This is a genomic window from Actinoplanes sp. NPDC049668, assembly GCF_044465445.1.
GTDB lineage: Bacteria > Actinomycetota > Actinomycetes > Mycobacteriales > Micromonosporaceae > Actinoplanes.
This window is the reverse complement of the sequence record NZ_JBITLR010000011.1, coordinates 274,331-296,238: the sequence shown is the minus strand read 5'-3', so window position 1 is coordinate 296,238 and position 21,908 is coordinate 274,331. Positions and strand designations below refer to the sequence as shown.

Below are 21,908 nucleotides of genomic sequence, written 5' to 3'. Positions count from 1 at the left end.
GCAACCGCGACATCAGCATCGACAGCACGAAGAACAACCTGGCCGCGTTCAAGAAGCTCGCCGCCAACCCGATCTTCAACGTCAAGATCGCCTGACCCACCCCGCACCACCCGCACTTCCCCACGAGCCGCCCGGCACCCGCCGGGCGGCTCGACCGCGTTCAGGGCACGGGGACCGGGCGGGGGATCCGGAGCGTGCAGAGCAGCGCGGCGAACAGCGAGGCCGCGAACACCACCATCGCGATCGTGTAGGACCGCGGGCTCGGCACGCCGCTGGCCCCCGCGGACCAGGTGAGCACGGTTCCACCCAGGGTCGCGCCGAGGCTGCCGCCGACCGTACGCATGACGGTGTTGATCGCGGCGGACACCCCGGTCTGCTCGCGCGGCACCGCCTCGACCACCAGCGCGCCGACGGCCGCGAAGGCCAGGCCGACCCCCGCGCCCATCACCAGCACGGCGACGCACACCTGCGCGAGCGTGCCGTGCAGCAGGGCCAGCATCAGGTACGCCGTTCCGGCCGTCGCCGTTCCGGCCGCGAGCGCGGCGCGCGGACCGTGCCGGCGTACCAGCAGGCTCTGCACGGGCATCACCAGCAGCGTGCCCAGCGCCGTCGGCAGCATCACCAGCCCGACCACGGTCGGACTGGCGCCGAAGCCGATCCCGCTGCTCGCGGGCTGGGCGACCAGCAGCGGCACCAGCATCCAGGAGCCGAACATGCCGACGCCGAGCAGCAGGGTGGCGGCGTTGGTGGCGCGCACCGTCGGCAGCGCCAGGGTGCGCAGGTCGACGAGCGGATGCCGGGCCCGGCGCTGCACGACCACCCACAGCGCCGCGAGCGCCGGCACGGCCAGGCCGGGGACCGCGACCTGCGGAGAGGCCCAGCCGTACGTGCCGGAGAGGCTGATCGCCAGCAGCAGCAGGCCGAGCCACGTCGCGAGCAGGACCGCGCCGGGCCAGTCGACGCGGCCGCCGTCGTGACGCCGGGTGCCCCGCGGCAGCAGCGCCGCCACCGGGATCGCGGACAGCGCGGACAGCAGCGCGGGGATGCCGAACAGCCAGCGCGACGACGCCACCGAGAGCAGCGGCCCCGCCGCTACCGTGCCGGCGGCGCCGCCGACGCTCATCACGGTGGAGACCGCGACGAACGCCCGGGGGCGGCGCTCGGGCGGCAGGTGGTCGCGGATCAGGGCGAAGCAGAGCGGGAAGACCGCGCCGCCGAGGCCCTGCACGGCCCGCCCGGCGACCATCGGCCCCAGGCTGTCGGCGAGCGCCGACATCGTCGAGCCGACGCTCATGGCGGTGAGCGCGCCGAGCATGACGCGCCGCTTGCCGTGCAGGTCGGCGAGCCGGCCCAGCAGCGGCGTCGAGACCGAGGCGCTGAGCAGGAACGCGGTGAGGATCCAGGCGGCGCCCGACGGCGTGGTGCCGAGTTCGCGTCGGAAGACGCCGAGGGCGGGTACCACCAGCGACTGGAGCACCGAGTAGGCGGAGGTGGCCAGGCAGAGCCCGGCGAGGATCGCCGGCGCGCGGGGCGCGGTCAGGTTCGACCGCCCCGGCGGCGGTCCGGCGGGCGCCTGCGCCGCCGGACCGTCGCCGAGGACCGGGACCTCGGTCAAGACTGAGCCTTTTTCAACGTGGCCGGGCGGCAGCGCCTGGCAGCGGTCAACGGCTCGGATACCTCTGGCCCGGGGCCAGGTTGAAAGTTGCTCATTGCAACGCCGCGGCGGGCGCCGCGGTCTTGGCGGTGGTGTTGCGGTTGGCGGGCCGCGGCAGACCGTAGTGCTCGCGCAGCGTGCGCCCGGTGTACTCGGTGCGGAACCGGCCGCGCTCCTGCAGGATCGGCACCACCTCGTCGACGAAGCGCGTGAGCGAGGACGGGAGCACCGGCGGCATGATGTTGAAGCCGTCCGCCGCGCCGTTGTCGTACCAGGACTCGATCGCGTCGGCGACCTGCGCGGGCGTGCCGGCGAAGGTGAGATGCCCACGCCCGCCGCCCATCCGGGCGATGATCTGGCGGACCGTGAGCCGCTCCCGGCGGCCGAGGTTGACCACCAGCGTGCGGCGGCTCTTCGCGCCCTCGATCTCCTCCTCGGCCGGCAGGTTCGCCGGCAGCTCCTCGTCCAGCCGCAGGTCGGCGATGTCCACGCCGAGCAGCTCGGCCAGGATGGGCAGCGCGGTCTCGGCCCGGATCAGCCGGCTGAGCTCGGCCTCGAGCTCCCTCGCCTCGGCCTCGGTCGCGCCGATCAGCGGCACGATACCCGGCAGGACCTTGACGTGGTCCGGGTCGCGGCCGTGCTCGGCGGCGCGCCGCTTGATGTCGTCGTAGAACTCCTGCGCGTCGGCGAGCGTCTGGTGCGCGGTGAAGATCGCCTCGGCGTAGCGGGCGGCGAAGTTGCGCCCGTTCTCCGACGAGCCGGCCTGCACCAGCAGGGGGTGGCCCTGCGGGGTGCGCGGCACGTTGAGCGCGCCGGCCACCCGGAAGTGCTTGCCGTTGTGCTCCGGCGGATAGATCTTCTCCTGGTCACCCCACACGCCGCTGGCCTTGTCGGCGAGCACCACGTCGTCGTCCCAGGAGTCCCAGAGCTTGAGCGAGACGTCGACGAACTCGGTGGCCCGCTCGTAGCGCTCCCGGTGCGTCGGCAGGTGGTCCAGGTTGAAGTTGCGGGCGGCGTCGAGGTTCGCCGTGGTGACGATGTTCCAACCGGCCCGGCCACCGCTGATGACGTCGAGCGAGGCGAACCGCCGCGCCAGATTGTACGGCTCGTTGTAGGTGGTCGACGCGGTGGCGATCAGGCCGATCCGCTCGGTCGCCCCGGCGAGCGCGGTGAGCAGGACGGTCGGCTCGAGCACCCCGGACGGGCGGCGCCCGACCTGGTCCCAGAGCACCGGCCCGTCGGCGAGGAAGAGCGAGTCGAGCTTGCCCCGCTCGGCGATGCGGGCCAGGTTCTTGTAGTGCTCGACGTCGACCTCGGCGTGCGGGTCGCTCTCGGGCAGCCGCCACGCGGCCTCGTGGTGCCCGACGCCCATCAGGAACGCGTTGAGGTGAAGCTGTCCCGGCCGGCGGCTCATCGGGCGGCCTGCGGGGTGTAGTGGCCGGCCTCGTCGCCCTCGAGCACGCGGCTCTTCGCGCCGTCCGCGCCGACCGGCACGTCGCCGGCGACGGTGACCCGATGCAGCTTGCGCGGCAGGTCGCCGTAGTCGTCGGCGGCGTAGTGCTGGGTGGTCCGGTTGTCGAAGACCACCACGTCACCGACCGACCAGTGGTGCCGCAGGGTGTTCTCCGGCCGGGTCACATAGGACTGGAAGAGGCGCAGCAGGTCGCGCGACTCGGTCTGGGACAGCCCGATGATGCTGCTCGCGAAGCCGCCGATGAACAGGTTGGGCGCGCCGGACTCGGGGTGGATGCGGACCACCGGGTGCGCGGTGCGGTAGCGCTGCCCGACGAAGACCTTGTGGTACTCCTCGGCCTCGGTGGTGCGGAACTGCGGGTGCTCGGCGTAGTCGTGGTCGTTGGTGTGCACCGCCCACAGCCGGTCGGCGAGCAGCCGCAGGTGCTCGGGCAGGTCGGCGTAGGCGGCGGCGGTGTTCGCGAACAGGGTGTCGCCGCCGTACGGCGGGATCACCAGGCTGCGCAGCGTGGTCGCCTTGGGCGGGGCGACCACGAACGTCACGTCGGTGTGCCAGGCGTTGGCGCGGGCGCCCTCGCCGCCCTGCACCGCCAGGATGTTGGCCTGGCCGTCCACCGACGGGACGGTGGGATGCGCGGTGGTCAGCGGGCCGAACGAGCCGGCGAACCGCAGGTGCGCCTCGTCGTCGAGGTGCTGGTCGCGGAAGACGAGCACCTTGTGCTCGACCAGCGCGGTGTTGAGCCGGGCGCTGAGGTCCGCGTCGATGTCCCGGGACAGGTCGACCCCGACGATCTCGGCGCCGATGCGGCCGCCGATGCGGCGCACGTCCGGGGTGGTGGGAGCGATCGTCATGATGCGGTTCCTTCCTAGCTGGTGGTGCGCCACGTGGAGAAGCGGCGTTCGGCGATGATCAGAAGCTGGTTCACGACGAGGCCGATCGCGGAGATCGTGATGATCCCGGCGTACATGTCGGGCACGGCGAAGTTGTACTGGGCGTAGTTGATGAGGTAGCCGAGCCCGGCCTTGGCGCCGACCATCTCGGCGGCGATCAGGATGAGGATCGAGTACGCGCCGGCCAGCCGGATCCCGGTGAAGATGGTGGGCACGGCGGCGGGCAGCACCACCTTCTGGAACAGCCGCAGCGGGCCGAGCCCGAGCGACCGGGCCGACTTGATCAGCAGCGGGTCGACGGTGCGTACGCCGCTGACCGTGTTGAGCAGGATGGGCCACGAGCAGGCGTAGAAGATGATCGCCACCTTGGACGTCTCGCCCAGGCCGAGGACCAGCACGAAGACCGGCAGCAGGGCCAGCGCGGCGGTGTTGCGGAACACCTCCAGCAGCGGGTTGAGCAGCGTCGCCGCCGGCTTGTACCAGCCGATCAGCAGGCCCAGCGGGATGGCCGCGGCGACGGCCAGGCCGAACCCGGCGAGCGAGCGGGTCAGGCTCGCACTCGTGTGTTCCCACAGCTGGCCCGAGAGCAGCAGCTGCCACCAGGCGCTCAGCACCTCCGACAGCGGGGGCAGGAACGTCGCGTCGACCACCCCGAGCCGGGGGAACACCTCCCAGACGGCCGCGAGGGCGGCGACCGCGACCAGGCTCGTGGCCACGGTACCGGCGCCGCGCAGGACGCGGCGGGCCAGCGGGTACCCGGCCGGCGCCGCGGGCGCGACCACGGGGGAGGCGGGTGCGGCGACCGGTGCGGGCGTGGGCGCGGGCGCCTGGCGGACCGCGACCGGGGATTCGGTGAGGCTAGACACTGGCCGGCTCCTTCGTCTTGTTGTCCGGGCCCAGCTCCTCGCTGCGGGCCTTGGTCACCTCGTCGCGCAGCAGGGTCCAGATCTCGCGCCGGTACCGGGCGAACTGCGGGTCGGAGCGCAGGTCCTCGGTGGCCGAACGGGCGGTGATCGGGATGTCCACGATCTGCTTGATGCGTCCGGGACGGGCGGTCATCACCGCGACCCGCTGGCCCAGGTAGACCGCCTCCTCGATACCGTGCGTGATGAAGACGACCGTCTTGCCGGTCTTCTCCCAGATCCGCAGCAGCTCGTCCTGCAGCCCGTCGCGGGTCTGCGCGTCCAGCGCCGCGAACGGCTCGTCCATCAGCAGCACGTCCGGGTCGAACGCGAGGCTGCGGGCGATCGCCACCCGCTGCTTCATGCCGCCGGAGAGCTCGTGCGGGTACCGGTCGTGGAAGCCCGAGAGCCCGACCAGGTCCAGGTACTCGCGGGCCCGCTCCTTGCGCTCCCGGCGGGCGACGTGCTTGGCCTCCAGGCCGAACTCGACGTTGCCCAGCGCCGTACGCCACGGCAGCAGGGCGTACTGCTGGAAGACGACGCCGCGGTCCAGGCCGGGACCGGTGATCTCTCGGTCGTCGACCAGCAACCGGCCGCTGGTCGGCTTCGCGAGGCCGCCGAGCAGGTCGAGCAGGGTCGATTTGCCACAGCCGCTAGGGCCGACGATGACCAGGAACTCCCCGGCGCGTACGTCGAAATTGATCTCCTGCAGCGCGGTGACCGTCGTCCCGCGGGCCTGGAAGATCTTGCCTACGTTGTCGAATTTGATCTTCGGGGTGGTCACTGGGCAGCACCGCCCGCCAGCTCGTTGTACTGGTTGGTGTAGATGTCGGAGGGCTTGAGCTTGTCGTTCTTGAGCTCGCCGATGCTGTCCAGCCACTCGATCCAGACGCTGAACTCGGCGTCGGTGATCGTGCCGCCCTTGCCGGCCACGCCCCAGCTCTTCCAGAACTTGAGCTGGCTGTCGTCCTCGTTGCGGCCGCGCTTGGAGATGATCGTGCGGAATCGCTCGACCACGGTGTCGCGCGGCTCGGTGCGGGCCCACTCGATCGCCTTGGCGGTGCCGGTGACGAACGTGTGCACGGTGTCCGGGTTCTTCTTGAGGAAGTCGTCGCGCAGCACGTAGCTGCCGCCGGTGAACGGCCCGAGCAGCTCGAAGTCGGTGTACAGCGCGCGGATCCCGCCGCGCTCGAGCGCCTTGTCCCGCAGCGGGCCGCTGAGCGCGCCGATGTCGATCTGCCCCGCGCGCAGCGACTGCTCGGTGTTGACCGGGGGCACCACGACCAGCTCGACCTGCTTGATCTCTTCGGGCGTCAGGCCGTTGCGCTTCAGGTAGGTCTTGGTGATCGCCTCGGAGTGCGCGCCCAGCGTGTTGACGCCGATCTTCTTGCCGATCAGGTCCTTGGCGGTCTTGATCGGGCTGCCGTCCAGCGCGTAGTAGCCGATGTAGCTGTCCTTGTCGGAGCCGTAGTAGCCGATCACCGCGGTGATCGGCGCCTTGGACGCCTTGAGCTTGACGATCGCGCCGTTGAACGCGCCGCCGAAGTCGATGTCGCCGGTGGTCGCGGCCTGGATGTCCTGCGGGCCGCTGATGGTGTTGCCGATCCATTTGAGCTTCACGTCGCCGAGGTAGCCGAGGTCCTCGGCCAGCTCGGCCGGAGTCACCTGACCCACCCAGCCCTGATAGCGCAGCTCCTTGGTCTGAGCGCCGCCGGCGTCGTCGGACGAACCGCAGGCGGAGAGCGCGGACGCGGCAAGCAGCACGCCGGCCAAGGAGGCGGCGACGGCGAATCTGGGTGTCTTCATGGGGGAACGCTCCTCGCGCTGGGTATGTGGCAGTGACCGGCCGGTGTGGACCGCCGGTCGGTGGGAGGGCAGGTTTCATCGCGCCGCGTGCGTCAGTGCAGGCGGCGGTGGTGGGTGAGCGGTGACGGCGTCGTCAGATGACTGGAGAGCTGTGTGCGGCCGCCGTCGGACTCAACAGGCGCAGGTACACACCCGGAGATAGTCGACGAAGCGGCGCCGGGTCAGACGCTTGCTTCGATTCATGTGAGCAACCTATGGGGCGCGGACCGCTCGCGTCAGCTACTTTGTGATCCAGCTCACATACATATCCCATAGGTTGGATGGGATATGGCGATGCGCCGCAGGTGGGGCCGGGGTGCCCCACCCTCGCGCCCGGTTGGTCAGGTGAGGAGCAGACGTTCCTTGCTGCCGTCCGGCCCCACGATGAAGACCGACTTGCCCTCGTCCTCGGCCTTGACGATGTAGGCGTAGACCTGGATCGCCCGATTGAACGTGTCGGTCCGGTTGTCGCCGGTCACCTGGGTGGCGACCTCCAGCGCGCGGACGGCGCGCCGCACCAGGTTGATCGTGAACTTCGTCAGTGTGGTGCCGGTTTCCGCTCGCTCTCCCACTTCCGCGCTCGCCATGCGTCTCTCCTGCTCCTAGAGCGGGCTGACGCCCACTGAGTAACGGCCCCGCAAAGGGCACCTGCTCATCCTCCGCCCGGAGGTGGGGGCATTCAATGCCCGCTCGGTCGCGGCGCGGTGATCTTTCGGTTTCCGCGGGCGCGACTACTGGTCGCAGGTACCTGTTCTACGCACCTCTCCGGCCACTCTAACCTGTGCTCCGGAACCGTCCAACGGAACGTACAACCTCCGACAGAACTACGTGCTGACCTGGAGCGGAGGGCTCTGGTACGCCTTTAGCGGCACCGCCGGAAAGGCATTACCGCCCCGGTGTTCCGAGTATCCGTTTTTCGCGTCGTCGAAAGCCATTCCGGGGAGACTCCTTGTTGCCGCACGGAGCCTGACGAATCTACATTTAACAGCAGACAGTGATGGGATTTATGGAGGTAATTCAACAGACTTTTCGGCCATGCGGAACCGAGGGGGAAGGCCTGTGTGGCAACTGGGCAAGCTATGGCGGATGACGGCCGGGCGCCGGATACAGCAGGAGCCCGAGCCGACGCGACGGGTACAGGTCCGGCGGCCGCCGGACGACGACGTCCGGTACCTGATCGACGACGACGTCGCGGTCGAACCCGGTCCCGAGGAGGACCTGCGGCTGATACCCGGCGAGGAGCTGCACCCGGACCGGGCGGAGGTGCGCGGCTCCATCGGGGCGACCTACGACCCCGAGACGAAGAAGTGGACGGTCGGCGTCATCGGCCGCGAGCCGCTCGTGGTGTTCCTCGGCGGTTCGGGGATCGGCACCGCGGTGATCTGGCGCAGCGAGAGCCTCGCCGAGACCGCCGTGGCGGAGGACCACCCCGGGCAGCTGCACCTGGCCGAGGTCGGCGTCGGTGCCGGCGTGCTGATCGTGGTCGCCTCCATCGCCGCCAGCTGGCGGATCTCCCGCCGTAACAGGCCTTAGCGCTCCACCATGCGCTGCATCGCCTCGTTGTAGCGGGCGCCCGCCACGCGGGTGGCCGCCTGGTCCAGCGAGGCGAGGTCGGCGGGGGACAGGTCGAGCCGGGTGGCGCCGAGGTTCTCCTCGAGGCGCGAGCGCCGCCGGGTGCCGGGAATCGGCACGAGCGAGGGGCGGCGGGCGAGCAGCCAGGCGAGGGCGACCTGCGCGGGCGTCGCGTCGTGCGCCTTGGCGACCTGCCCGGCCAGCTCGACCAGCGCCTGGTTGGCGGCCCGGTTCTCCGGCGTGAACCGGGGGATGGTGGCGCGGATGTCGTCGGCGGCGAAATCGGTCGTGCTGCTGACGGCGCCGGCGAGGAAGCCCCGGCCGAGCGGGCTGAACGGCACCAGGCCGATGCCGAGCTCGTCCAGGACCGGCAGGATCTCGTCCTCGATGTCCCGGGTCCAGAGCGAGTACTCGCTCTGCAGGGCGGTGACGGGGTGTACCGCGTGCGCGCGGCGGATGGTGCCGGCCGCGGCCTCGGAGAGCCCGAAGTGCGCGACCTTGCCGGCCGCGACCAGCTCGGCGACGGCGCCCGCGACCTCCTCGATGGGCACCGCGGGGTCAACCCGGTGCTGGTAGAACAGGTCGATCCGGTCGGTGCGCAGCCGCCGCAGCGACTCGTCGGCCACCCGGCGGATCCGCTCGGGCCGGCTGTCCACGCCGTGCATGCGGCCGTCGCGGATGTCGAAGCCGAACTTGGTGGCGATGACGACCCGGTCGCGCAGCGGTTCGAGGGCCTCGCCGACCAGCTCCTCGTTGACGTAGGGGCCGTACACCTCGGCGGTGTCGAAGAACGTGACGCCGGCCTCGACGGCGCCGCGCAGGACGCCGATCATCTCGTCGCGGTCGCCGGGGTTCGGCCCGTACGCCTGGCTCATGCCCATGCAGCCGAGGCCGAGTGCGGAGACCCGCAGTCCCTGGCCGAGCGTTCGAGTGTCCATGTCGTCCTCCTGCCGACGACGCTATCAAGGCGCGCGGACGGCCGAGGCCCGCAGGCGGGTTGCCTGCGGGCCGGCGCCGGCTGACGGACCGTTACGCCTGTGCGAGGTCTCCCGCGGTCGTGACGAGGTCGATCACCTCGATCAGCACGTCGGGCGTGCCGGGCACGCCGTCCATCGTGACGACGGTCTTGACCGTGCCGTCGCTGTAGCGCGCGACCACCTCGTAGCGGTAGCGGTCGCAGCAGGGGTTGGCGGGCAGGTAGGCCGGCCGCAGCGCGCGGAACCGGCGCTCGGCGGTCACGCTCAGCGCCTCCTGCGCGCGTTCGCCGCGGTCGGTCTGATCGACCCCGTACCAGTCGGTGTGGCCGGCGAAGCCGCCGGAGCGGGTCACCGTGATCGACTCGGTGTACGGCGCCGCGGCCGCGGCGGCCGGGGTGGCGGTGAGCAGCGCGGTCAGCGCGGCGGCGATCATCGTCAGGTTGCGGAACAGCTGCTTCATTGCAAAGTCCTCGTCTCAGGCGTGGAAATTTCCGGGGTGGGCGTTCAGAAATTGAATACTTCGCCCGTCGCGCTGAGCAGGACGCAATGATTCGGGAAACTCTCGGTGTAGGCGACCGGGTCGCCCTGCCAGGTGCCCCTCGCAATGGCGGTCACCGGGCGGTATTCCCGCGTGCAAATTGCATCGTCGTCGGCGAGTGCGGTGAGATCGCCGTTGACCTTGTGCAGATCGTCGCAGGCCGATCCCGCGGCCGCGTGGCTGCCGCCGTCGGGGTCGCACTGCAGGGTTGCCAGCCGCATCGGCCCGGTTTCCTGCCCCGCGGGGAACACGGCGAGGACCAGCCTGCTGCTGGGTGCCGGGGCCGCCGGTGCCGCAGCGGCGGGCGCGCCCGGTGCGAGCAGTGCGGCCGTGGTGGACAGGCTGGTCGCCAGCACGCCGATGTGATGGATGGGGACCACGAATTCCTCCTTGTGGAAGGCACGGCTCATCGGGACGCATCCTTCTTGTGGAGGGCACGTCCGCGATTCGCTCGAATGGATCGCCCATACGTTAAGCTTTTCCCGAGAAAGCGTCAACTCGGCGCACTGCATATTCGTAAATAGAATGCGAATATTTAATATCACGATTGCGTTGTCGCAGTGCGCGCGGTTGATCGGTTCAACGGAACTTCACATCGGTCGATATCGCCCGCCGGGCCGGGCCCACTCGGCACCGACGGGCGATATCGGGCAAACCGGCGCTACCCCGCCTGGGCGAAGATGCTGCTGCCGCGCACGTCGGCGGCGGTCAGCTCGGTCAGCTCGGCGAGGCCGACCGGTCCGCCGAGGGCGGCGAGCCGGATCGCCTGGCGCAGCCGGCACCGTTCGAGCGCGTTGCGGATGCTGCGCGCGTTGGCGAACCGCGGCATCGCCATCCGCAGCTCGACATAGGAATCGAACGCCGAACGCGCGTCCGGGGTGAACCGGTAGCTGTCCCGCGCCAGCATCAGCTCGGCGATCCGGACCAGCTCGTCGTGGCTGTAGTCGTCGAAGCGGATGTGGTGCGCCACCCGCGAGCTGAGCCCCGGGTTGGACGACAGGAACTTCTCCATCCGGTCGGCGTACCCGGCGAAGACCACCACCAGGGAGCCGCGCCCGGACTCCATCTCCTGGAGCAGGATCTCGACCGCCTCCTGGCCGTAGTCCCGCTCGTTCTCCGGGCGGTGCAGGTAGTACGCCTCGTCGATGAACAGCACCCCGCCGGCCGCCCGGGCGATCGCCTCCTTGGTCTTCGGCGCGGTGTGCCCGATGAACTGGCCGACCAGGTCGTCGCGGGTCACCGCGACCACCCGCGGCGTACGCAGGTAGCCGAGCCCGTGCAGCAGCTCGGCCATCCGCAAAGCCACCGTGGTCTTTCCCGTGCCGGGCCCGCCGGTGAAGCTCATGTGCAGCGACGGGCTGCTCGCCGACAGCCCGAACCGGGCCCGGGCCCGGCTCACCAGCAGCAGCGCCGCGATCTCGGCCAGGCGCCGCTTGACCGCGGTGAGCCCGACCGTCTCGCGGTCGAACCCGGCCAGCACCGCGCGGGCCTGCGCGGCGCCCTCGTCGGCGTTGATGTCGATGACCGCGTCCCCGGCCAGGAGGTCCGGCTCCGGCGCCGCCGGGCCGGGACGCATCGAGAACCCGCCGGTCATTCGGGCGAGTAGCGCGCGCCGGCGGGCGCCTCGGTCGCGTACGGCTGGAGGGCGTAGCGCTGCACCCGGTCGCCGGCCTCGGTGCGCTCCAGCCGGAAGCCCGGCTCGTGCGGCGGGCGCTGCACCAGGAAGCTCAGCGCGGTGGTCTGCCGGCCGAGCCGCGCGTCGTAGGCGAGCACCCGCACGTAGTGGCGCGGGAACGCGGCGCGGCAGTCGTGGATCTCGTGCAGCACCGCGTCGGGCTCGGCCAGGTCGAACAGGGGCAGGCCCCACATCTCCCAGTAGACGTTGCGCGGGTGCGGGTCGTCGGTGTACTCGATCGAGACCGGCCAGCCGTTGTCGAGCGCGTACCGGATCTGGGCGGACACCTCGCCGTCGGTCAGCTCGGGCAGGTAGGAGAAGGCTCCGTGGCGCAGGTACATGCGTTGTCCCCTATCGGCTCGCGGTCGCGATGACATCGGGCGCGTCGGTGGCGGCGTAGTCGAACGTGACATCGCCCCAGGTGGAGAGCGCGGCGTCGAGTGGACCGCAGCGCTGCGCGGCGGCGCGCAGCACGCCGGGACCCTCCCGGAGCAGGTCCTTGCCCTCGTTGCGGGCCTTGATGATCGCCTCGAGCGCCACCCGGTTCGCCTCGGCGCCGGCCGCGATGCCCATCGGGTGGCCGATCGTGCCGCCGCCGAACTGCAGGATGACGTCCTCGCCGAGCAGCTCGACCAGCTGGTGCATCTGGCCGGCGTGGATGCCGCCCGAGGCGACCGGCATGACGCCCGGCATGCTGGCCCAGTCCTGGTCGCAGTAGATGCCGTGCGCGGGGTTCGCCGGGATGTGGTCCAGGCGCAGCGTGTCGTAGAAGCCGCGGGTGGTCGCCGGGTCGCCCTCGAGCTTGCCGACCACGGTCCCGGCGTGCACGTGGTCGATGCCGATCAGCCGGCACCACTTGGCGATGACGCGGAAGCTCACGCCGTGCGTCTTCTGCCGGGTGTAGGTGGAGTGGCCGGCCCGGTGCAGGTGCAGCAGGACGCCGTTGCGGCGGGCCCAGTGCGCCATGGACTGCATGGCGGAGTACCCGATGGTGAGGTCGATCATGATGACGACGCTGCCGAGCTCCTTGGCGAACTCGGCCCGCTCGTACATCTCCTCGACCGTCGCCGCGGTGACGTTCAGGTAGTGGCCCTTGATCTCGCCGGTCTCGGCCATCGCCCGGTTGACGCCCTCCATGCAGTAGAGGAACCGGTCGCGCCAGCGCATGAACGGCTGCGAGTTGATGTTCTCGTCGTCCTTGGTGAAGTCGAGGCCGCCGCGGCAGGCCTCGAAGACCACCCGGCCGTAGTTACGGGCCGACAGCCCGAGCTTCGGCTTGACGGTGGCGCCGAGCAGCGGGCGGCCGTACTTGTTGAGCATCTCGCGCTCCATCACGATGCCGTGCGCCGGACCCTGGAAGGTCTTCACGTACGCCACCGGGATCCGCATGTCCTCCAGCCGCAGCGCGAGCAGCGGCTTGAAGCCGAAGACGTTGCCGATGATGGACGAGGTCAGGTTCGCGATCGAACCCTCCTCGAACAGGTCGATGTCGTAGGCGACGTGCGCGAAGTACTCGCCGGGCCGGCCGGGCACGGGATCGACCCGGTACGCCTTCGCCTGGTAGTGGGTGTTCGCGGTCAGCCGGTCGGTCCACACGACCGTCCAGGTGGCGGTCGACGACTCGCCGGCCACCGCGGCCGCCGCCTCCACCGGGTCGACGCCGGGCTGCGGCGTGACCCGGAACACCGCCAGCACGTCGGTTTCCTTGGGCACGTAGTCGGCGTCGTAGTAGCCCATGCTCGCGTAGCTGCGTACGCCGGGGTTCCACCGGTCCTCACTGGTCATGCGATCGACATTGCCGCCCGCACACTCCATCCGTCCAGCGAGCTTTCGCCGGGTTCACTTGAGCATTTGCTTGTCTATTGTGGGCCGGTGACCCCGATCCGGCTGCAGACGTTTCTGGCGATCGTCGAGTGCGGTTCCGCGCGCGCCGCCGCGCAGCGGCTGTCGGTCACCGAGTCGGCCGTCTCGGCCTCGCTGGCCGCGCTGCACCGCGAGATCGGCGTCGTGCTGCTCGAGCGCAGCGGGCGCGGGCTGCGGCTGACCGAGGCGGGCGAGGTGTACGCCGGCTACGCGCGGCGCATCCTCGGCCTGCTCGACGAGAGCGTCGCCGCCGTGCGGCGCGGCGTGGACGCCGAGCGCGGGCGGCTGCGGATCGGCGCGGTCACCACGGCCGGCGAGGCGCTCATCCCGGGCCTGCTGGCCTCGTTCCGCCGGCGCTACCCGCTGGTCGAGGTGACCCTCGACATCGGCGTCCGCGACCGGGTCGCGGCGCTGCTCGCCGATCACCGCCTGGACGTCGTCATCGGCGGGCGGCCCGGCGCCGGCCAGGTCACCCGGGCCACCCGGGCCAACTCGATGGTGGTCGTGGCCGCGCCGGGCGCGGAGGAGGACCTCTCCCGGGTGAACTGGCTGCTGCGGGAGGCCGGCTCGGGCACCCGGGACGCGACGCTCGCGCTGCTGCAGCGGATGCAGCTCGACCCGCCGCTGCTGACCCTCGGCTCGGTCGGCGCGGTGGTGTCGTCGGCGGCGCTCGGCCTCGGCGTCACCCTCGTGTCCACCGACGCGGTCGAGGCGCAGCTGCGCGGGGGCACGCTGCGCCGGATCCCGGCGCCCGGCACCCCGCTGAGCCGGCCGTGGCACGCGGTCACCACGGCCGCCCCGACCGCCACCACGGAGCTGTTCCTGCGCCACCTCACCGAGCCGCGGCACGCGGGCGAGCTGGCGTTCCGGGTGGCCCGATCTCATCCGCCCACCCGCCCGCGCGGGTGAGGCACGCGGGCCGCACCGCCCGTACGTTCGGCGCAGCCCATGACGCCGCCGTCGCGGCCCGACCGTTGGGGGACCGCCGTGCCGAACCTGACCGAGACCGCCGCCGGCCCGGTCGCACCGCCCGGGCGCATCACGCTGACCCGGCACACCATCGAGCAGGAGCACCGGCACCTCGACTCGACGGGTGACTTCTCCGGCCTGCTCAACGCGATCGCCACGGCCGTGAAGATCATCGCCAACCAGGTCAACCGCGGCGAGCTGGCGGCGCCGGCCGCGCGCCTGGCCCGGGTGAGCGACGAGGTGATGACGGCGGAGACCCTGTGGGGCGGGCACCTGGCCGCAACGGCGTCCGCGGCGGGCGCCGGCATCGTCGGGGTACCCGCGCCGTACCGGCGGGGCAAGTACCTGCTCGCCTTCTCCCCGCTCGACGGGTCGGACGGCATCGACGTGAACCAGTCGGCCGGGACGATCTTCTCGGTGCTGCGTACCCCGCGCCCGGGCGCCGATCCGCGGGCCGAGGACTTCCTGCGGCCCGGCACCGAACAGGTCTGCGCCGGGTTCGCCCTGTACGGGCCGGCGACCATGCTCATCCTGACCACCGGCGACGGCGTCGACGGCTTCACCCTCGACCGCGACATCGGGGCGTTCGTCCTCACCCACCCGAGGATGCGGGTGCCCGAGCAGACCCGGGAGTTCGCCATCAACAGCGCCAACGAGCGCTACTGGGAGGCGCCGGTGCGGCGGTACATCGGCGAGTGCCTGGCCGGCCGGAGCGGGCCCCGGGAGCGGGACTTCACCATGCACTGGGTGGCGTCGCTGGTCGCGGACGCGTTCCGCATCCTCACCCGCGGCGGCGTCGTCCTCTACCCGGCCGACAGCAACCCGGGCCGGACCGGCCGGCTGCGGCTGCTGCACGCGTGCAACCCGATCGCGTTCCTCGTCGAGCAGGCGGGCGGGCGGGCCGGCACCGGCCGCGGCCGGACCATGGAGCTCGCGCCGGCGCGGCTGGACCAGGGCGCGCCGCTGGTGTTCGGCTCGCGGGCCGAGGTCGAGCGCGTCGAGCGGTACCACCACCAGCCGGGCGACGAGAGCTTCGACGGCTCGCTGTTCAACGTGCGCTCGATGTTCCGGGCCGGCTGATGTCGGCCGAGCACCCCGTGGTGGCCATCACCGGCTCCTCGGGCGCCGGCACCACGTCGGTGACCCGTACGTTTCAGCACATCTTCCGCCGGGAGGGCCTCACCGCCGCCATCGTCGAGGGCGACTCCTTCCACCGCTACGACCGGGAGGAGATGAAGAAGGAGACCGCCGCGGCGGCGGCGAACGGCAACCCGAACTTCTGCCACTTCGGGCCCGAGGCGAACCTGCTCCCCGAGCTGGCGGAGCTCTTCGAGGAGTACGGCCGGACCGGCACCGGCCGGCTGCGCCGCTACCTGCACGACGACGAGGAGGCCGCGCCGTTCGGCCAGGACGCGGGCACCTTCACGCCGTGGCAGCCGATCCCGCCCGGCACCGACCTGCTCTTCTACGAGGGGCTGCACGGCGCGATCGTGACGCCGGACGCCGACGTGGCGCGCCACGCCGACCTGCGCATCGGCGTCGTGCCGATCATCAACCTGGAGTGGATACAGAAGCTGCACCGGGACCGGACCCAGCGCGGCTACTCCGAGGAGGCGGTGATGGACACGATCCTGCGCCGGCTGCCGGACTACGTGCACCACATCTGCCCGCAGTTCTCCCAGACGCACATCAACTTCCAGCGGGTGCCCACCGTGGACACCTCGAACCCGTTCATCGCCCGCACCATTCCGACCGCCGACGAGAGCTTCCTGGTCATCCGCTTCGCCGACCCGAAGGGCATCGACTTCCCGTACCTGCTGTCGATGCTGCACGACTCCTTCATGTCCCGGCCGAACGTGATCGTCGCGCCGGGCGGGAAGATGGAGCTGGCGATGCAGCTGATCTTCACCCCGATGATCCTGCGGCTGATGCGCCGCCGGATCCCGGCATGACCGCGGCGCGCGCCGCCGGCGGGCCGGTCGGCGCGCGCCCGGTCATGCTCGCGGTCGGCGGCGACAGCGGCTCCGGCAAGACGACCCTCGCCCGCGGGCTCGCCGAGGCGATCGGCCCGGGGGAGTGCACGTCGATCTGCGTGGACGACTACCACCGGTACGACCGGGCGCAGCGGTCGGCGCTGGGGCTGACCGCGCTGTCGCCGGAGGCCAACCACCTCGACATCATGGAACAGCACCTGCAGCTGCTCGCCATCGGCCAGCCGATCCTCAAGCCGGTGTACGACCACCGCGGCGGCACGTTCGCCCGGCCCGAGTACCTGCGGCCGCGCCCGTACGTCATCGTCGAGGGGCTGTTCCCGCTCTTCTCCAAGCTGTCGCGCGCCTGCTTCGACGTCACCGTCTTCGTCGAGGTGCCGGAGGAGCTGCGGCACCGGTGGAAGATCCGCCGGGACACCACCGCCCGGGGCTACACCGAGGCGCAGGTGCGCCGCGAGCTCACCCGGCGCGAGCCCGACTCGGCCGCGTACATCCGCCCGCAGCGCGGCTTCGCCGACATCGTGGTGCGGTTCGCGACGGCGCCGGACGGCTCCGACCCGCCGGGCGCGCCGTCCACCGCCGAGCTCCTGCTGCGCCCGACGGTCCAGCACCCGCCCCTGGCGCGGCTGCTCGCCGGCGGCGCCGGCGCGGCCATGGACCTGGGCGTCGTGCGCGACGACGACGGCAACGCGGTCGACCGCCTCCGGGTTCGCGGGCGCGCGGCCTCGGAGGAGGCCCGGCTGCTGGCGAAGGCGCTCTGGGAGATCGTCGGTCGCGGGCGGGAGCTTCCCCGCGGGCTCGGCCGGCTCGCCGACGGCGCGCACAGCGAGCCGCTCGCGATCACCCAGGAGATGCTGCTGTTCCACCTCATGCAGGAGGTTTATCAACGGTGAAGGCGGTGATCTTCGATGTCGACGGCACCCTCGCGGAGACCGAGCGCGACGGGCACCGCCAGGCGTTCAACCTGGCGTTCCGCGACCACGGCCTGCCGTTCCACTGGGACGTGGCCGAGTACGGGCGGCTGCTGGCCGTGACCGGCGGCCGGTACCGGCTGGCGTGGTACCTCGCGGAGCAGGGCCTGAGCGACCCGGCCGGCGCGGCGCGGGTCCTGCACCGGACCAAGACCGCGCACTTCGCCGCCTGGCTGCACGCCGGCCCGCTGTTCCCGCGCCCCGGCGTGCACGAGCTCCTGGCCGGGCTGCGCGACCAGGGCGTACCCGTCGCGATCGCCACGACCGGCCGCCGGGAGTGGGTGAGCATCCTGCTCAAGCGGCTGTTCGACGACATCGGGTTCGCCGCCGTGGTCACCGGGGACGACGTCGCCGAGCTCAAGCCGGACCCGGAGGTCTACCTGCGGGCGCTGTCCCGCCTGGACGTCGACGCCCGCGAGGCCGTCGCCGTCGAGGACTCCCCACCCGGGCTGGCCGCCGCGACCGCCGCGGGGATCACCTGCCTGGTGGTGGCCTCGGAATACCACCTGGACATGCCGTTCCCCGGTGCGGCGGCGGTCCTGCCGGGCTACCTGGCGACGGACCTGCCCGACGCGGGCACACCCGGGGTCTTCGGCGACGGGGTCACCGCGGACGCGCTGCGGCGGCTGCACTCGGCGGGGCGGGGCCGCGGCGCGCGCTGAGCGTGACTGTCCGATCACGACACCTCGACATCGACCGATGGTACCCGTACTATTCCCTGCAAATGCCGACCAATGACCGGGCCAGCCGCCCGCGCATCGGTCCGGCATCGAGGCAACGACGTCCGGCGCTGGTGACCGACCGGCAGGACCGGACGTGGTTGCGGTCGCGGCTGGACCACGCCTCGCCGCGGCTGACCGCGCGGCTGCCGCACGCGCCGCACCGGGCGGACCCGGCCCGCACCCGCGCTCGACCTCATCCCCGACCGTTCATGCCGTGCGCGCCGGGAGGAGTTTCACCGTGAACAGCCCTAACCGCACGCCGATCCGGGTATTGCTGGTCGACGACCACGAGATGGTGCTGCAGGGGCTGCGGGCCATGCTGGCCCGGTTCCCGGACGAGGTCGAGGTGGTCGGCTCGGCCGGCGACGAGGCCGGCGCGGTGCGGGCCGTCACCACGCACCGGCCCGACGTGGTGCTCTGCGACATCCGGCTGCGCCGCGACAGCGGGCTGGACGTGTGCCGCGCGATGCGGGCCGCGGAACCCGGCACCAGGGTCGTGTTCCTCACCGTCTACGACGACGAGCAGCACCTGTACCAGGCGCTGCGGGCCGGCGCCTCGGGCTACCTGCTCAAGCGGATCGACGGCGACGAGCTGCTGCGCCACCTCGAGAACGTCCAGCTCGGCGACATCGTCATCGACCCCGGCCTCGCCGGGCGGGTGGCGACCGCCGCCGCGCACCTGCGGCACGGCGAGTTCTGGCCCGGCGCGCGGCTCGGCCTGACCCAGCGCGAGAGCGAGGTGCTGGCGCTGCTCGTCGGCGGCCTGTCCAACAAAGCCATCGCGGCGCGGCTGGTGGTCAGCGACGACACCGTCAAGACGCACCTGCGCGGCCTCTACCGCAAGCTCGAGGTCAACGACCGCGGCTCGGCCGTCGCCGTCGCGCTGCGCGAATGCCTCTTCCATTGACCGACCTCATCGACCAGGTCCGCGGCTGGGTGACCCGCGAGCCGTCGCTGCCGGCGGTGTTGGAGCGGGTGGCCGGCGCGCTGACCGGTGCGCTGGCCGCCGACGGATGCCTGGTTTTCCTCGTGGCCGACGACGGCGACCTGGTGCTCGGCGGCGGCCACCCCGCGCCCGGCGAGCCCGGCCTGCGGCTGCCGCGCGGCTTCGGGGTGACCGGGCGGGTGGCGGCCGACGGGATCCCGGTCGTGCTCGTCGACGACCGCCCGCGCAACCCGCGCCACCGGGAGCTGCTGGGGCTCGGCGCCGGCGACCCGGTGTCCCGGCTGTGCGTGCCCGCGCGGGTGCCGGGCGGCGGATGCGTCGCCGTCCTGGCGGTGTTCAGCCGGCGGCGGCGCGCGTTCGGCGCCGGCGAGGTCGACACGGCGCAGGCGGTGGCGGACCTGGTCGCGCTGCGCGTACGCCTGTCCGCGCTGGCCGAGGCCGTCGACGGGTACCGGAGCCTGCGGGACAGCGCGGTCGCGGACACCGTGGCGATGCAGGAGGCCGAGCGCCGGCGGATCGCCGGCGACCTGCACGACGGGGTCACCCAGGCCATCGCCGGCCTCAGCTTCCACCTGTCGGCCGCGAAGGCGGCCCTGCGCGACGGCGACATCGGCGACGTCGCGCGGCAGGTCGGCGCGGCGGCGTCGCTGGCCGATCTCGCGTACGGCGAGACCCGCAGCGCCATCTCCGGGCTCAGCAGCCCGATCCTCGACGACCTCGGCCTCTCGGCCGGCCTGGCCGGACTGGCCCGCAACGTGCCACACCTGCCGATCCGGGTCGACGCGCAGGACCTGCCGCTGCCGGACCACGTCACCACGTCGCTGTTCCGGGTGGCGCAGGAGGCGATCCACAACATCGTCCGGCACGCGGACGCCAGCCGCGCCGTGGTCCGGCTGGGCCGGCAGGGGCGCGCGGCCCTGCTGACCGTCACCGACGACGGGCGCGGCTTCGAGCCGGCCGCGGGGGAATCGCGCCGGGCGCACCCCGGCGGCGGCCTGCGCGGCATGGCCGAGCGGGTCCGCCTGCTCGGCGGCGAGCTGCGGGTCCGCTCCCGGCACGACGAGGGAACCACGATCGAGGTACGGATCCCCGACGTCCTCTGACCCGCTCTGCTGACAGCAGATCGGCTTGGTTCGCGGCCCGCGGGAGTCCCATGGTGGATCGAGTGGTTCGCCCGCCGAGTTCGAGGAGAAGGTCATGCAACTTGCCACCGGGATGACGCAATGGAACGCCGGCCCGATCGACGACCAGCTGGCCACCCGGCTGCTGCACCAGCGCATCATCGTGCTCGGCACGGAGGTCGACGATGCGGTCGCGAACCGGCTCTGCGGTCAGCTGCTCCTGCTGTCGGCGGAGGATCCGTACGGCATGATCAGCCTCTACATCAACTCGCCGGGCGGCTCGGTCAGCGCCGGCCTGGCCATCTACGACACCATGCGGCTGATCCCCAACGACGTGAGCACGCTGGCGATGGGGCTGGCCGGCAGCATGGGGCAGTTCCTGCTCTCCGCCGGCACGCCGGGCAAGCGGTTCAGCCTGCCGCACGCGCAGATCCTGATGCACCAGGGCTCGGCCGGCTTCGGCGGCACCGCGGCGGACGTCGAGATCTACGCCGAGCAGCTCGAGCGGGTCGGCGCCACGCTGCTGCGGCTGACCGCGGAGCACACCGGGCAGCCGATCGAGACCGTGGAGCGGGACAGCCGGCGCGACCGCTGGTTCACCGCGGAGGAGGCGCTCGAGTACGGGCTGATCGACCACATCCTCGACCGCGTCGACGACGTGCGCCCCACGATGGGCCGCCAGCGGGTGGGGCTGGGCGCATGAGCGAGCTTGCGAGCGAATCATCAACTCAGTGTCGAGCTCTTGGCATCGCCGGAGCGCCAGCGGAGGCGATGGCATGAGCCAGTACACGATTCCGACTGTGGTGGAGAAGACGCCGAGCGGGGAGCGGGCGTTCGACATCTATTCGCGGCTGCTCTCGGACCGGATCATCTTCCTCGGCACCGAGATCGACGACGGCGTCGCCAACGTGGTGATCGCCCAGCTGATCCACCTGGAGTCCGCGGGCGAGGGCGAGATCGGGCTGTACCTCAACTCACCGGGCGGCTCCTTCAGCGCGCTGACCGCGATCTACGACACCATGCATTTCGTACGGTGCGACATCGCCACCATCTGCGTCGGGCAGGCGGCGTCCGCGGCGGCGGCCCTGCTCGCGGCCGGCACGCCCGGCAAGCGCTCGGTGCTGCGGCACGCGAAGGTGACGCTGCACCAGCCGTCGAGCCAGGCCCGCGGCACGCTGCCGGACCTGGCGGTCGAGGCGAAGGAGGTGGCGAAGGTCCGCGCCGAGATGGATCAGATCCTCGCCGAGCACACCGGCCAGACGGCCGCCCGGATCCGGGCCGACACCGACCGGAGCATGACGCTGTCCGCGGCGCAGGCCGTGGCGTACGGCCTCGCCGACCAGGTGATCACCGCCCGCCCGGCGCGCTCGTTCCGGCTGGCCGGGGCCGGCTGATCAGGCGGCCAGCAGCATGACGGCGCCGCCGCCGTGCTGCTGCGGCCCCGCCGCGCGGTGCTGGTGCTGCTGCGACAGGGCGTTGCCCAGCCGGAGGAACACGGGTGCGCGGTCGACGGTGAGATCGCGCCCCACCTCGGCGAGCAGGTCGGCCAGCTCGATCCGCAGCGAGTCGCAGACGGCGGCCAGGATCTCGGAGCTCGGCTCTTTGCGGCCGCGCTCGACCTCGGAGAGGTACTGGACCGAGACGCACGCCTCCCGGGCGACCTCGGCCAGCGTGCGGCCCTGCTCGCGCCGGTGGCGGCGCAGCACCTCGCCGACGTAGGTGCGCAGCAGCGGCCGCGGCCGGGGCCGCCCGCCGGGACCGATGTGCGCGATGTCCGCCATCCGGTCACGGTACCCAT

The 21,908-nt window shown here is 72.0% G+C and carries 24 protein-coding genes; 10 read left to right on the top strand and 14 right to left on the bottom strand.

Translation table 11 applies throughout. The features are described 5' to 3' along the window. Nucleotides 1-160 precede the first annotated feature (160 nt). The 7 genes from ACIBSW_RS38730 to ACIBSW_RS38700 form a co-directional block, all read right to left on the bottom strand. The gene (locus ACIBSW_RS38730; RefSeq protein WP_404799594.1) at nucleotides 161-1,615 is read right to left on the bottom strand and encodes an MFS transporter; all 1,455 of its coding nucleotides are present in this window, start codon (nucleotides 1,613-1,615) and stop codon (nucleotides 161-163) included. A gap of 91 nt (nucleotides 1,616-1,706) precedes the next feature. Then, the gene (locus ACIBSW_RS38725; protein WP_354729608.1) at nucleotides 1,707-3,068 is read right to left on the bottom strand and encodes an LLM class flavin-dependent oxidoreductase; all 1,362 of its coding nucleotides are present in this window, start codon (nucleotides 3,066-3,068) and stop codon (nucleotides 1,707-1,709) included. Beyond that, nucleotides 3,065-3,979, bottom strand: a complete 915-nt coding sequence (locus tag ACIBSW_RS38720; protein WP_354729610.1) for a TauD/TfdA family dioxygenase — start codon at nucleotides 3,977-3,979, stop codon at nucleotides 3,065-3,067. Before ACIBSW_RS38720 ends, ACIBSW_RS38725 begins: the two co-directional genes overlap by 4 nt. Before the next feature lie 14 nt (nucleotides 3,980-3,993). Further along, nucleotides 3,994-4,884, bottom strand: coding sequence for an ABC transporter permease (locus tag ACIBSW_RS38715; RefSeq protein WP_354729612.1), 891 nt, complete (start codon nucleotides 4,882-4,884; stop codon nucleotides 3,994-3,996). Beyond that, nucleotides 4,877-5,704, bottom strand: a complete 828-nt coding sequence (locus ACIBSW_RS38710; protein WP_354729614.1) for an ABC transporter ATP-binding protein — start codon at nucleotides 5,702-5,704, stop codon at nucleotides 4,877-4,879. Before ACIBSW_RS38710 ends, ACIBSW_RS38715 begins: the two co-directional genes overlap by 8 nt. Further along, nucleotides 5,701-6,726 carry an ABC transporter substrate-binding protein gene (locus tag ACIBSW_RS38705; RefSeq protein WP_354729616.1) on the bottom strand — a complete coding sequence of 342 codons (1,026 nt, stop codon included), beginning with the start codon at nucleotides 6,724-6,726 and terminating at the stop codon, nucleotides 5,701-5,703. The genes ACIBSW_RS38710 and ACIBSW_RS38705 overlap by 4 nt, the downstream gene beginning before the upstream one ends. Before the next feature lie 380 nt (nucleotides 6,727-7,106). Next, nucleotides 7,107-7,352, bottom strand: a complete 246-nt coding sequence (locus ACIBSW_RS38700; protein ID WP_354729618.1) for a hypothetical protein — start codon at nucleotides 7,350-7,352, stop codon at nucleotides 7,107-7,109. Between the two features lie 499 nt (nucleotides 7,353-7,851). Here ACIBSW_RS38700 and ACIBSW_RS38695 point away from each other — a divergent pair, with 499 nt between their 5' ends. Continuing rightward, the gene (locus ACIBSW_RS38695) at nucleotides 7,852-8,298 is read left to right on the top strand and encodes a hypothetical protein (protein ID WP_354729620.1); all 447 of its coding nucleotides are present in this window, start codon (nucleotides 7,852-7,854) and stop codon (nucleotides 8,296-8,298) included. Here the strand turns inward: ACIBSW_RS38695 and ACIBSW_RS38690 are convergent. The 6 genes from ACIBSW_RS38690 to ACIBSW_RS38665 form a co-directional block, all read right to left on the bottom strand. After that, on the bottom strand, nucleotides 8,295-9,275 hold the full coding sequence (locus tag ACIBSW_RS38690; RefSeq protein WP_354729622.1) for an aldo/keto reductase: 981 nt from the start codon (nucleotides 9,273-9,275) through the stop codon (nucleotides 8,295-8,297). The genes ACIBSW_RS38695 and ACIBSW_RS38690 overlap by 4 nt on opposite strands. A 91-nt stretch (nucleotides 9,276-9,366) precedes the next feature. Then, complete coding sequence (locus tag ACIBSW_RS38685; RefSeq protein ID WP_354729624.1) at nucleotides 9,367-9,774, bottom strand: hypothetical protein; 408 nt, start codon at nucleotides 9,772-9,774, stop codon at nucleotides 9,367-9,369. A 44-nt stretch (nucleotides 9,775-9,818) separates the two neighbouring features. Continuing rightward, nucleotides 9,819-10,262, bottom strand: a complete 444-nt coding sequence (locus ACIBSW_RS38680) for an SSI family serine proteinase inhibitor (protein ID WP_354729625.1) — start codon at nucleotides 10,260-10,262, stop codon at nucleotides 9,819-9,821. Between the two features lie 251 nt (nucleotides 10,263-10,513). Further along, complete coding sequence (locus tag ACIBSW_RS38675; protein ID WP_354729627.1) at nucleotides 10,514-11,446, bottom strand: AAA family ATPase; 933 nt, start codon at nucleotides 11,444-11,446, stop codon at nucleotides 10,514-10,516. After that, the gene (locus ACIBSW_RS38670) at nucleotides 11,443-11,868 is read right to left on the bottom strand and encodes a ribulose bisphosphate carboxylase small subunit (RefSeq protein WP_354729629.1); all 426 of its coding nucleotides are present in this window, start codon (nucleotides 11,866-11,868) and stop codon (nucleotides 11,443-11,445) included. Before ACIBSW_RS38670 ends, ACIBSW_RS38675 begins: the two co-directional genes overlap by 4 nt. A gap of 10 nt (nucleotides 11,869-11,878) precedes the next feature. Further along, nucleotides 11,879-13,312, bottom strand: coding sequence for a form I ribulose bisphosphate carboxylase large subunit (locus ACIBSW_RS38665; RefSeq protein ID WP_354729631.1), 1,434 nt, complete (start codon nucleotides 13,310-13,312; stop codon nucleotides 11,879-11,881). Between the two features lie 87 nt (nucleotides 13,313-13,399). Between ACIBSW_RS38665 and ACIBSW_RS38660 the strand changes: the two genes are divergently transcribed. The 9 genes from ACIBSW_RS38660 to ACIBSW_RS38620 all read left to right on the top strand — a co-directional run bounded on the left by ACIBSW_RS38660 (nucleotide 13,400) and on the right by ACIBSW_RS38620 (nucleotide 21,504). Beyond that, complete coding sequence (locus ACIBSW_RS38660) at nucleotides 13,400-14,299, top strand: LysR family transcriptional regulator (protein ID WP_354729633.1); 900 nt, start codon at nucleotides 13,400-13,402, stop codon at nucleotides 14,297-14,299. A 78-nt stretch (nucleotides 14,300-14,377) separates the two neighbouring features. Further along, nucleotides 14,378-15,439, top strand: coding sequence for a class 1 fructose-bisphosphatase (locus tag ACIBSW_RS38655; protein WP_354729635.1), 1,062 nt, complete (start codon nucleotides 14,378-14,380; stop codon nucleotides 15,437-15,439). Then, a complete protein-coding gene (locus ACIBSW_RS38650; protein ID WP_354729637.1) occupies nucleotides 15,439-16,311 on the top strand; it encodes a phosphoribulokinase in 873 nt (290 codons plus the stop codon). The genes ACIBSW_RS38655 and ACIBSW_RS38650 overlap by 1 nt, the downstream gene beginning before the upstream one ends. Beyond that, nucleotides 16,308-17,243: a phosphoribulokinase gene (locus tag ACIBSW_RS38645; protein WP_404799593.1), complete on the top strand. Its 936-nt coding sequence runs from the start codon at nucleotides 16,308-16,310 to the stop codon at nucleotides 17,241-17,243. The genes ACIBSW_RS38650 and ACIBSW_RS38645 overlap by 4 nt, the downstream gene beginning before the upstream one ends. A 5-nt stretch (nucleotides 17,244-17,248) precedes the next feature. Next, complete coding sequence (locus ACIBSW_RS38640) at nucleotides 17,249-17,983, top strand: HAD-IA family hydrolase (RefSeq protein ID WP_354730289.1); 735 nt, start codon at nucleotides 17,249-17,251, stop codon at nucleotides 17,981-17,983. A gap of 298 nt (nucleotides 17,984-18,281) precedes the next feature. Continuing rightward, nucleotides 18,282-18,950 (top strand): response regulator transcription factor, encoded by a 669-nt coding sequence (locus ACIBSW_RS38635; RefSeq protein WP_354730291.1) that lies wholly within the window; start codon nucleotides 18,282-18,284, stop codon nucleotides 18,948-18,950. Further along, the gene (locus tag ACIBSW_RS38630) at nucleotides 18,935-20,092 is read left to right on the top strand and encodes a GAF domain-containing sensor histidine kinase (protein WP_354730293.1); all 1,158 of its coding nucleotides are present in this window, start codon (nucleotides 18,935-18,937) and stop codon (nucleotides 20,090-20,092) included. The genes ACIBSW_RS38635 and ACIBSW_RS38630 overlap by 16 nt, the downstream gene beginning before the upstream one ends. 94 nt (nucleotides 20,093-20,186) lie before the next feature. Beyond that, nucleotides 20,187-20,813 (top strand): ATP-dependent Clp protease proteolytic subunit, encoded by a 627-nt coding sequence (locus tag ACIBSW_RS38625; RefSeq protein ID WP_354730295.1) that lies wholly within the window; start codon nucleotides 20,187-20,189, stop codon nucleotides 20,811-20,813. 73 nt (nucleotides 20,814-20,886) lie between these two features. Beyond that, complete coding sequence (locus ACIBSW_RS38620) at nucleotides 20,887-21,504, top strand: ATP-dependent Clp protease proteolytic subunit (protein WP_354730297.1); 618 nt, start codon at nucleotides 20,887-20,889, stop codon at nucleotides 21,502-21,504. Here ACIBSW_RS38620 and ACIBSW_RS38615 read toward each other — a convergent pair whose 3' ends face one another. Then, nucleotides 21,505-21,891, bottom strand: a complete 387-nt coding sequence (locus ACIBSW_RS38615) for a helix-turn-helix domain-containing protein (protein WP_404799592.1) — start codon at nucleotides 21,889-21,891, stop codon at nucleotides 21,505-21,507. It lies immediately after the preceding gene. Nucleotides 21,892-21,908: the final 17 nt, after the last annotated feature.

What these genes read in the sequence shown, in the direction of transcription:
- ACIBSW_RS38685 (WP_354729624.1), bottom strand. Translation starts at nt 9,774, where the DNA reads ATGAAGCAGCTGTTCCGCAACCTGACGATGATCGCCGCCGCGCTGACC.
- ACIBSW_RS38680 (WP_354729625.1), bottom strand. Translation starts at nt 10,262, where the DNA reads ATGAGCCGTGCCTTCCACAAGGAGGAATTCGTGGTCCCCATCCATCAC.
- ACIBSW_RS38650 (WP_354729637.1), top strand. Translation starts at nt 15,439, where the DNA reads ATGTCGGCCGAGCACCCCGTGGTGGCCATCACCGGCTCCTCGGGCGCC.
- ACIBSW_RS38615 (WP_404799592.1), bottom strand. Translation starts at nt 21,891, where the DNA reads ATGGCGGACATCGCGCACATCGGTCCCGGCGGGCGGCCCCGGCCGCGG.
- ACIBSW_RS38690 (WP_354729622.1), bottom strand. Translation starts at nt 9,275, where the DNA reads ATGGACACTCGAACGCTCGGCCAGGGACTGCGGGTCTCCGCACTCGGC.
- ACIBSW_RS38720 (WP_354729610.1), bottom strand. Translation starts at nt 3,979, where the DNA reads ATGACGATCGCTCCCACCACCCCGGACGTGCGCCGCATCGGCGGCCGC.
- ACIBSW_RS38625 (WP_354730295.1), top strand. Translation starts at nt 20,187, where the DNA reads ATGCAACTTGCCACCGGGATGACGCAATGGAACGCCGGCCCGATCGAC.
- ACIBSW_RS38620 (WP_354730297.1), top strand. Translation starts at nt 20,887, where the DNA reads ATGAGCCAGTACACGATTCCGACTGTGGTGGAGAAGACGCCGAGCGGG.
- ACIBSW_RS38725 (WP_354729608.1), bottom strand. Translation starts at nt 3,068, where the DNA reads ATGAGCCGCCGGCCGGGACAGCTTCACCTCAACGCGTTCCTGATGGGC.
- ACIBSW_RS38645 (WP_404799593.1), top strand. Translation starts at nt 16,308, where the DNA reads ATGACCGCGGCGCGCGCCGCCGGCGGGCCGGTCGGCGCGCGCCCGGTC.
- ACIBSW_RS38670 (WP_354729629.1), bottom strand. Translation starts at nt 11,868, where the DNA reads ATGTACCTGCGCCACGGAGCCTTCTCCTACCTGCCCGAGCTGACCGAC.
- ACIBSW_RS38675 (WP_354729627.1), bottom strand. Translation starts at nt 11,446, where the DNA reads ATGACCGGCGGGTTCTCGATGCGTCCCGGCCCGGCGGCGCCGGAGCCG.
- ACIBSW_RS38700 (WP_354729618.1), bottom strand. Translation starts at nt 7,352, where the DNA reads ATGGCGAGCGCGGAAGTGGGAGAGCGAGCGGAAACCGGCACCACACTG.
- ACIBSW_RS38705 (WP_354729616.1), bottom strand. Translation starts at nt 6,726, where the DNA reads ATGAAGACACCCAGATTCGCCGTCGCCGCCTCCTTGGCCGGCGTGCTG.
- ACIBSW_RS38695 (WP_354729620.1), top strand. Translation starts at nt 7,852, where the DNA reads ATGACGGCCGGGCGCCGGATACAGCAGGAGCCCGAGCCGACGCGACGG.
- ACIBSW_RS38630 (WP_354730293.1), top strand. Translation starts at nt 18,935, where the DNA reads ATGCCTCTTCCATTGACCGACCTCATCGACCAGGTCCGCGGCTGGGTG.
- ACIBSW_RS38665 (WP_354729631.1), bottom strand. Translation starts at nt 13,312, where the DNA reads ATGACCAGTGAGGACCGGTGGAACCCCGGCGTACGCAGCTACGCGAGC.